This is a genomic window from Myxococcus xanthus (genome assembly GCF_006402735.1).
Lineage (GTDB): Bacteria > Myxococcota > Myxococcia > Myxococcales > Myxococcaceae > Myxococcus > Myxococcus xanthus_A.
The window spans coordinates 1,892,579-1,900,680 of the sequence record NZ_CP017174.1; the positions used below are offsets into that span (position 1 = coordinate 1,892,579).

An 8,102-nucleotide genomic window follows, 5' to 3' on the forward strand; every position below is an offset into this window, starting at 1 on the left:
CATGGCTCCTCGAACGACTCCGGTGGACGCGGCCCTTCACCTCCTGCGCGAGGATTCGCGGGTCCAGGACGCCCACGTAGGGGAGCTCTCCGGAACCGCGACGGCATGGGTGGTGCCTCGTCGCGCGGTCCAGGCCTCGGCTCTGGAGTCGCTGCTGCGCGAGCACCTGGGAGACGTCGCTCCGGCCGTGGCGCTGGTGGACGCGCTGCCGCTCCAGGACACGGGGACGCCGGATGAGGCGCGGCTCGCGCGGTGGACGTCCGCCACGCCCGCCATGCTCCAGCAGATGGAATCGCGATGGCGAAGCTCCGGCCGGGAGGTGGCCGTGCTGGCCGGGCCCCGCATGCGGGAGGAGCGCTACACCCCCTTGGATGAGCTCCTGCCCGGGCCGCTGATGCCCAGGCCAGGCGAGGCGTCGGGCGCTTCGTCCCAGACGTCCTCCGCGGATGCTGTCGACTTGGAGCAAGCCCCGCCCGCGCTGCTCGATGGCGGCCCGCCGTGCCGGCCGGAGGGAGAGCCTCGCCTGCTTGGAGAGATGCTCCGCCGGGCGGTGACGCTGCATCCGGAGAAGACGCTGACATTCATCGATGTGGAGGGCCGCCGCGAGGTGCTGCGCTTCGATGCGCTCTGGCGCGAGGCGCTGCGGCTGTGCGGTGGCCTGCAAGCACGCGGGCTGAAAGCGGGGGACCGGGCTGTGCTCGTGTTGGAGCGCCCAGGCGAGGTCATCCGGGCGTTCTGGGCGTGCACGCTCGCTGGCGTGGTGCCGTCGCTGCTGGCCTGGCCCGCTTCGTTCGAGCGCTCGCATCCCACGATGGCGCGCGTGCTGTCGGTGGCGAAGCGCCTGGGCGGGCCGTGGGTCCTCGCGGGGCCCGCCGCGGTCGGCACGCTGGAGGCCGAGGGGCTTCGAGTGGCCACGCTCGCCGCGCTGGACACGGGGGGGGAGGGACAGCCAGCCGCCGTGCCCGAGGGCGCTCCCGCGCTGATGTCGTTCACCTCCGGCAGCACCGGGCTGCCCAAGGGCGTGGTGCTCACGCACGACAACCTGCTGGACATGTGTGACGCGATGATGGCGGGCGGCTGGTACACGCCTCAGGACGTGGGCGTGAGCTGGATGCCGCTGGACCACGTCGCGGGCATCACCTATTCGCACCTGCTCTGCCTGCGGGCGCGCACGTCGCATGCGCTCGTGTCCCGCGACCATGTCCTGGCGGACGTGCTGCGGTGGATGGACCTGCTGTCCGAGCTGAAGGGGACCCATGGGTGGGCGCCCAACTTCGCGTTCGGACTGGTGGCGGACCGGTTGGAGCGCAGCGAGCGCCGTGCCTGGACCTTGTCGCATGTGCGGGTGCTGAGCTGCGCGGGTGAGCCGCTCGTCGCGCGGACGCTTCAGCGCTTCACGGATGCGCTGGCGGGTGAGGGGCTTCGGCGGGACGTGGTGTGTCCGGGCTGGGGCATGGCGGAGACCACCTCCTTCTTCACCAACACCCGGGGCGTCCGGACGCATGACGGAGAGGCCGCCGTGGAGCTGGGACCGCCGCCCGCGGGCTCGGCGCTGCGCATCGTGGATGACGCGGACCAGGTGGTGCCCCAGGGGCGCGTGGGGCATCTCCAGGTGCGGGGCGCCTCGGTGCTGGCGGGCTACCTGGATGACCCGGAGCTCAATGCCCGCTCCTTTACCACCGACGGATGGTTTCGCACGGGGGACCTCGCCTGGGTTCGCAACGGGCAGATGGCCATCACCGGACGCGAGAAGGAAGTCCTCATCCTCCACGGCAACAACGTCTATCCGCAGGAGATAGAGACGGTGGTGGAGGAGGTGCCGGGCGTGTTGCCCACGTACTCCGTGGCATGCGCCACGCGCGTGGGCGGCGCGCAGACGGATGAAATCGTCGTCTTCTTCGTCCCCGCGCCAGACGCGCCTCCGCTGGGCGGACTGCTGCGCGCCATCCGCGAGGCCGTGGGACGGCGGCTGGGCTTCCAGGTGGCATGGCTGGTGCCGCTCGCCCGGCAGCAGGTGCCGCGCACGGAGCTGGGCAAGCGCGGGCGCACCGAGCTGCGCCGACGCTTCGAAGCCGGGGAACTGGCCGAGGAGCGCCGCGTGGCGGAGCGGTTGTTGGGTGGCCGCTTCACGTTGCCCCCGTGCCTCGCCGTGCCTCGCTGGCGGCAGCGGCAGCCCGGCGCTGGCGGCGCGGATGCGGGGGCCGTGCTCGTCGTGGGAGACGCCTCCTGGGCCGAGGCGCTGCGCGCGCGGATGGCTCCTCGGGAGGTGCTGCACGCGGAGCCGGAGGATGGCTCCGCGCTGTCGCGGCACCTGCCCTCCGCCGAGCGCCGGGTGCGCGAAGTCGTCTACGTGGCGGCGCCGTCCACTGGCGCGCCTTCGCGGGACACCCTGGTGCGCGCGGTGGCGCCCCTGTTGGGGTTGGTTCAGTCCCTGGCGCCGCTCGTGGAAGCCGCGCCCTGCCGGCTGCGCGTGGTCGTGCCTCAAGTGGGGGCTTCGCTCGAGACCGGGGCGGGAGCCCACCTGCTGCCGGGGTTGCTCCGCGCGGCGGAGGCGGAAGTGCCCGGCCTGGAGACCTCGCTCCTGTGGGTTCCGCAAGAGCGCCCGGCCGCGGTGGACAGAGTGGCCACCGAGCTGGCGCAGCCGCGTCCGGCGTTCGAGCTGGCCTGGCGGGAAGGGCGCCGCTGGGAGCGCGGGTTCGTGGCCTGGACGCCGTCCCTGGTCCCCGAACCGGTGCGCCTGAAAAAGGCGGGCTTCTACGTGGTGACGGGAGCGCTGGGCGGACTGGGACAGGCCTGGGCGCGCCATCTGCGAAACGGCCTGGGCGCGCGCCTGCTGCTCGTGGGGCGCCGCCAGCGGGACGCCGCCGTGGCGTCGCTGGAGCGTGAGCTGGGGGCGGCGGAGTATGTCACGGCCGATGTCACGGAGCCGGAGGCGCTGCGGCGGGTGTTGGCCGACGCGGAGGCTCGCCACGGCCAGCGGCTTGATGGCGCCTTCCACTTCGCGGGCACGCTGAACTCCGTGCCCCTCATGCGCGAGGCGCCCGCGCCGTTCGTGGAGGGCGCCGCGGCCCATGTGCTGGGCGCGGTGGCGCTCGCGGACGCGTTCCGGGAGCGGCCGGAGGCCTTGCTCGTCTTCGCTTCCTCGTTGATGGGGACGCTGGGGGCAGGGCTCCACGCGGGTTACTGCGCGGCCACGGGCTTCCTGGACCGGTATGCGGAGGCGCTCGTGACAGACGGCCGGCGCGCGGTGTCGGTGGCCTTCAGCTCCGTGCGCGACACGGGCATGGCCCGTGGACTGACGGCGTCGCCCCCAGGCTACCGGATGCTGGAACTACCCCAGGCCTTGGCCGCCCTCGCGTTGGCGGTGGAGTCGGGCGAGGCCCGCGTGCTGGCGGGTGTCGAGGGTTCAGCGCTGCCCTGGCGGACCGTGGGGCTGGGGGAGGGGGAGTCGTTGGACGTGGCGCACGTGTTCCTCGAGGCGGGCGGCTCGGGGGCGGCCGGTGTGGACGGAGCGGGGGCACAGGTGCACGTGCTGGAGTCGTTGCCCAGGCAGGCCAGTGGCGCCGTGGACCGCGAGGCGCTTGGTGCGATGCTGTCGGGCGGCGGCGCGCGCATCCCGGAGGGGCCGCTGGAGGTCGTGGTGGCGGAGGCCTTCCGCGACGTGCTAGGCGTGGATGACGTGGGCGCGCACGCGGACTTCTTCGTGCTCGGTGGCAGCTCGCTGCAGGCCACTCGCGTCCTGGCTCGTGTCCAGGAGCGCACCGGCTTGCGGCTGCCCGTGACGGCGCTGTTCGAACACGCTTCCGTCGCGAGGCTCGCGGCGCACGTCCGGCATCTCGTCGACCCCGAGCAGCTCGATGTTTCACTGCTCACCGATGCGCAGGTGGCCCTGCTGCTCAGCGTCATGCAGGCTTCCTGAGTGCGGCGCTTGTTTTCACGGGACTCGAATCCTTAGGATTCGGGGTTCATGCTTTTCCACTTCGCGCTGCAGAGCGTGCGCTCCCGCCCCCGGAGCTGGCTCGTCGGCCTGCTCGCGGCCAGCATGGCGGCCCTACTGACGCTGGGGCTGTCCCTGGTCGGCAGCATCTACGACGGCACCCGTCTCAGCATGATTGAGAGCGGGGCGGGCCATCTCCAGGTCTACAACGCCAACTCCGCCGAAGGGCCGCAGATGTCGCTGGGGCCGGGCGGGGCTCCGGAGATGGTGCCCCTGCCGGACTACGCCCGCACCCGCGAGCTGTTGCTCGGTGTGGACGGCGTTCGCGACGTCGTTCCCCTGGAGGTGGGAACCGGCCGGGTGTTCCGCGGCAACTATCTGGACGAGAAGCTCTCCGCGGTGCGCGACGTGGCGCGCGCGCCGGTCTCGGCCGAAAGGGACGCGCGGCTGGGCCGCATGGCCGATGACCTCCGGCGCGCGCTCGAACGCGTCGCTCGGGACTCACGTCGCCGCGAAGAGGCCTTCTCCCAAAGTGCCGGGAGCGATGAGGACACGCGCGCGCTGGAGCAGGCATTGACGCCGTCCTTCTGGGAGCGCTTCGTGGCCGAGCCCCTCCCGGTGCTGGAGTTCCTGGAGAACCGGGTGGCCAAGCAGGTGGGCGAAGGCGAGTCCATGTACCTCGACTACGTGGGCACGGACCTGGGGGGCTTCGCGAAGGCGTTCGGCCGTTTCGAGCTCGTCTCCGGCGAGCTGCCTCCACGGGGCACGCGAGGATTGCTGCTGGGGCAGGCCGTCTATGAGCGTTCCTTCAAACTGCCCATGGCCGTCCGGTTGGACGAGCTGAAGCGTGAGCGGGAGCGAGGGGCGACCTTCGCGGGCGACGAGCGGCTGGGCACGCTGGTGGAGCGCAGCCTCGCGGAGATTCCCGACCTGCTGTCGCGCCTGGACGTGGAGCGGGCCACGGCGCTGCGGGCCGCGCTGGAGGCGGTGCTAGGGCAGCCCGGGGAGCTGGAGCCGCTGCTGGAGAAGTTCTGGGCGCTGGATGACGGCAACTTCGACGCGCGCTTCCAGGCGTTCTACAGCACGCTGGCGCCACACCTGCCGCTGTACCGGGTGCGTCCGGGGGACACGCTGGTGCTCAAGGGCACGCTGGACAACGACCCGGGCGTGGCCGTGAAGGTATGGGGCACCTACCGCTTCCGGGGACTGGGCGGGGACGGCAGCCAGGCCAATGGCGCATCGCTCCTGGACCTGGCCACCGTGCGTCATCTGTCCGGGCGGATGACGCGCGAGCAGATGGAGGAGGCGAAGCAGTTGCTGGCCTCCGTGGGCATGGATGCGAAGGCGGAAGCCCCGTCGTTCGACACGTTCAGCCCGCCGCAGATGCTCGACGCGGAACCGTCGGCACCCACCGACGAAGCGCCGGCGCCCACCTTCGCGCGCGCGTCGCTGCCCCCCACCTTCGATGCGGCGGACCTGGAGGATGGCATCTTCCACGCCGCGCTCGTCCTGACGCAGGACGCCGACCCGGACGCCGTGGCGGAGCGCATCCAGCAGCTCGCGCAGGCGAAGGGCGTGCCCCTGGCGACGGCGGATTGGCGCGAGGTGGGCGGCTTCGTCACCGGCATGGTGGGGATGACGCAGGTGCTGCTGGTGGCGCTTGGCGGGATGATGGGGCTGTTCGTGCTGGGCGTCTCGGCGGGAACCTTGTTGCTGCTGGCCCGTGAGCGGGTCGGCGAGGTGGGCACCCTGCGCGCGGTGGGCATGCAGCGCCGGGATGTCTTCCTCGGGCTGATGCTGGAGGGACTGGTGCTGGGGTTGGTGGGAAGCCTGCTGGGCCATGGCCTGGGCGCGGCGCTGCTGTGGGGCCTTGGCTCGGACGGCATCGCGGTTCGGGACGAGGCGTTGCAGTTCTTCCTGGGCGGCGCGGTGCTCCGGCCAGAGCTGGCGGCGTGGCACGCGGCCGTGGTGGGCATAGGGGTGACGCTGGTGGTGCTGGTCGCCACCTGGATTCCGGCGTGGCGCGGCAGCGCGGTGACGCCAGCGGTGGCCATGCGCCTGCGGGAGATGGACGGATGAGGGGCCTTCTTGGCATCGCGTTGCGCAACCTGTTCCTCCGCCGTGAGCAGGGGCTGCTGCTCTTCGCCGTCATCGCCGCCGCCAGCGGCGTGTTGGTGGGAGTGATGTCCCTGAGCGCGGGTGTCGCCGCGACGCAGAAGGACGTCGTGACGACGTTCCTCAGCGGTGAGCTGAACGTGGGCGGGTACTTCAAGGTCCATCCCGACAGCATCTCGCCGGTGGTGGGTGACGCCGCGAAGGTGCGGGCCGTCGTGGAGCCCCTGGTTCCGGGCGGCTGTCTGCTGCGAGAGCGAGGACGGGGACAGGCCACCGCGGGCGCGGGCCGTCACCGGGTGCGCTCCTATGTGGTGGCGTTGGACGTGGAGGGCGAGGGCGCCGCGCTGCGCCGCTTCAAGGTGAAGGACGGCGCGCTGGAGACGCTGGCGCGGCCGCGCACGGTGGCCCTGTCCACGCAGTTGGCCGGGCGGCTCCATGTGCGCGTGGGTGACATGGCGACGCTCTTCACGCAGACGGTGGGCGGCCAGCGCAACGCGCTCGACGTGGAGGTGGTGGCCATCACCGAGCGCGCGGGCCTGCTGGGCGAGAGCGCGGGCATCCTCGTCTCCAACGCGACGCTGCGCGAGCTGGACGGTTACCGGCCCGGCTCCGCGGGCGTGTTGCAGGTGGCCTGCGCCGGCGTGGACGGTGGCGGGCTGGACGTGGACGGGCTTGCGGGCCAGTTCCGTGATTCGTTGCGGCAGGCGGGGTTCGCCGTGCTGCCACCGGCGCGCGAGGCCTACGGCGACAAGCTGTCACCCCTGCTGCGCGAAGGCTGGGCGGGGCAGCGCGTGGACGTGACGACGTGGGAGGACGAGTCCGCCTTCCTCGGCTTCATCTCCGCGGGCCTGGCGGCGCTGACGGTGCTGGTGGGCGCCATCACCCTGGCGGTGGTGATGATGGGGCTGTTCGTCTCCCTGAGCGTCGCCGTGCGGGAGCGGACGCGCGAGGTGGGCACCCTGCGCGCGGTGGGCATGCATCGCCGGTCCGTGGTCGGCATGTTCATGCTGGAAGGCATGTTGCTGGGCGCGGTGTCCTCCGGCCTGGGCGCGGCGGTGGCCGCGGGCGTGTGCGTCCTGCTTCGCGATGCGATTTCCCTCCCGGAGGCCCTGTCCGGCTTCCTCTTCAGCGACACCCTCCCGCTGGCGCCGGGCCCCGGGCATGTGGTGGCCGCCGTCGTCCTGGCCACGGTGGGGGCGACCCTGGCGTCCATCATCCCGGCTGCTCGCGCTTCCTCCCTCTCTCCTCGCTCCGCCATGGACTCGCTCTGATGCGCACTCGAATTCCGCTGCCTTCATTCGTCCTCGCGCTGTTGCTGATACCCGTGCTGGCTGCCGCGGCGGAGGCCAAGCCCTCCGCGGACGAGCTGGTGCGCCAGGTGGACAAGCGCATGTCCATGCAGAGCGACTACCGGGGCGTGGTCCGCATCCGGGAGACGCGCAAGGACGGCATCGAGCGGCTCATCGAGATGCAGGTGTACCGCCGGGACTCGTCGCAGAACTTCCTCATGGTCATCACCCAGCCGCGGAACATGGCGGGGGGCGGCTACCTGCGCATCGGGAAGAACCTGTGGGAGTACAACGCGGCGCTGGGCCACTGGGAGCGCACCACGCGGCGGGCCAACATCGTGGGCACCATCGCCTGCGAAGGGGACTTCGACCGCTCCCGCCTGGCGGAGGACTACACGGCCGTGGACGAGGGGGAGGAAGTCATCCAGGGCACGCGCTACCGCAAGCTGTACCTCTCCGCGCGGCCCGACACTGAGGTGAGCTTCGCGCACCTGCGGCTGTGGCTGGACCCGGACCTCAACATCGTCAAGCGCATCGGCTATGCGCCCTCCGGGCGGGTGCTCCGCACGGACCTGGTCCGCAGCTACCAGAAGCTCAAGGACCCCGTCACCCAGCAGCCCATCATCCACTACCGCGAGGTCTTCGAGCAGGAGGAGGAGGAGGGCACGCAGCTGGTGGTGCGCTACGAGGACGTGCAGCTGGCGCCCCTGAGCCCCAACCTCTTCACGAAGTCGTGGCTGGAGGGGCGCCTGCGCTAGCCG

Annotated in this window: 4 protein-coding genes; all 4 read left to right on the forward strand. The window is 71.9% G+C overall.

The genetic code is table 11. The features are described from left to right. Position 1 precedes the first annotated feature (1 nt). Genes BHS09_RS08065 through BHS09_RS08080 form a run of 4 tightly spaced genes read left to right on the forward strand, consistent with a single transcriptional unit; the run spans position 2 to position 8,099 of the window. Positions 2-3,919: an SDR family NAD(P)-dependent oxidoreductase gene (locus BHS09_RS08065; protein ID WP_261344756.1), complete on the forward strand. Its 3,918-nt coding sequence runs from the start codon at positions 2-4 to the stop codon at positions 3,917-3,919. 48 nt (positions 3,920-3,967) lie between these two features. Continuing rightward, positions 3,968-6,016, forward strand: coding sequence for an ABC transporter permease (locus BHS09_RS08070; RefSeq protein WP_140788733.1), 2,049 nt, complete (start codon positions 3,968-3,970; stop codon positions 6,014-6,016). Then, positions 6,013-7,323 (forward strand): ABC transporter permease, encoded by a 1,311-nt coding sequence (locus BHS09_RS08075; protein WP_140797581.1) that lies wholly within the window; start codon positions 6,013-6,015, stop codon positions 7,321-7,323. The genes BHS09_RS08070 and BHS09_RS08075 overlap by 4 nt, the downstream gene beginning before the upstream one ends. Beyond that, positions 7,323-8,099, forward strand: a complete 777-nt coding sequence (locus BHS09_RS08080) for an outer membrane lipoprotein-sorting protein (RefSeq protein WP_140797582.1) — start codon at positions 7,323-7,325, stop codon at positions 8,097-8,099. The genes BHS09_RS08075 and BHS09_RS08080 overlap by 1 nt, the downstream gene beginning before the upstream one ends. Positions 8,100-8,102: the final 3 nt, after the last annotated feature.

What these genes read in the sequence shown, in the direction of transcription:
- BHS09_RS08065 (WP_261344756.1), top strand. Translation starts at nt 2, where the DNA reads ATGGCTCCTCGAACGACTCCGGTGGACGCGGCCCTTCACCTCCTGCGC.
- BHS09_RS08070 (WP_140788733.1), top strand. Translation starts at nt 3,968, where the DNA reads ATGCTTTTCCACTTCGCGCTGCAGAGCGTGCGCTCCCGCCCCCGGAGC.
- BHS09_RS08075 (WP_140797581.1), top strand. Translation starts at nt 6,013, where the DNA reads ATGAGGGGCCTTCTTGGCATCGCGTTGCGCAACCTGTTCCTCCGCCGT.
- BHS09_RS08080 (WP_140797582.1), top strand. Translation starts at nt 7,323, where the DNA reads ATGCGCACTCGAATTCCGCTGCCTTCATTCGTCCTCGCGCTGTTGCTG.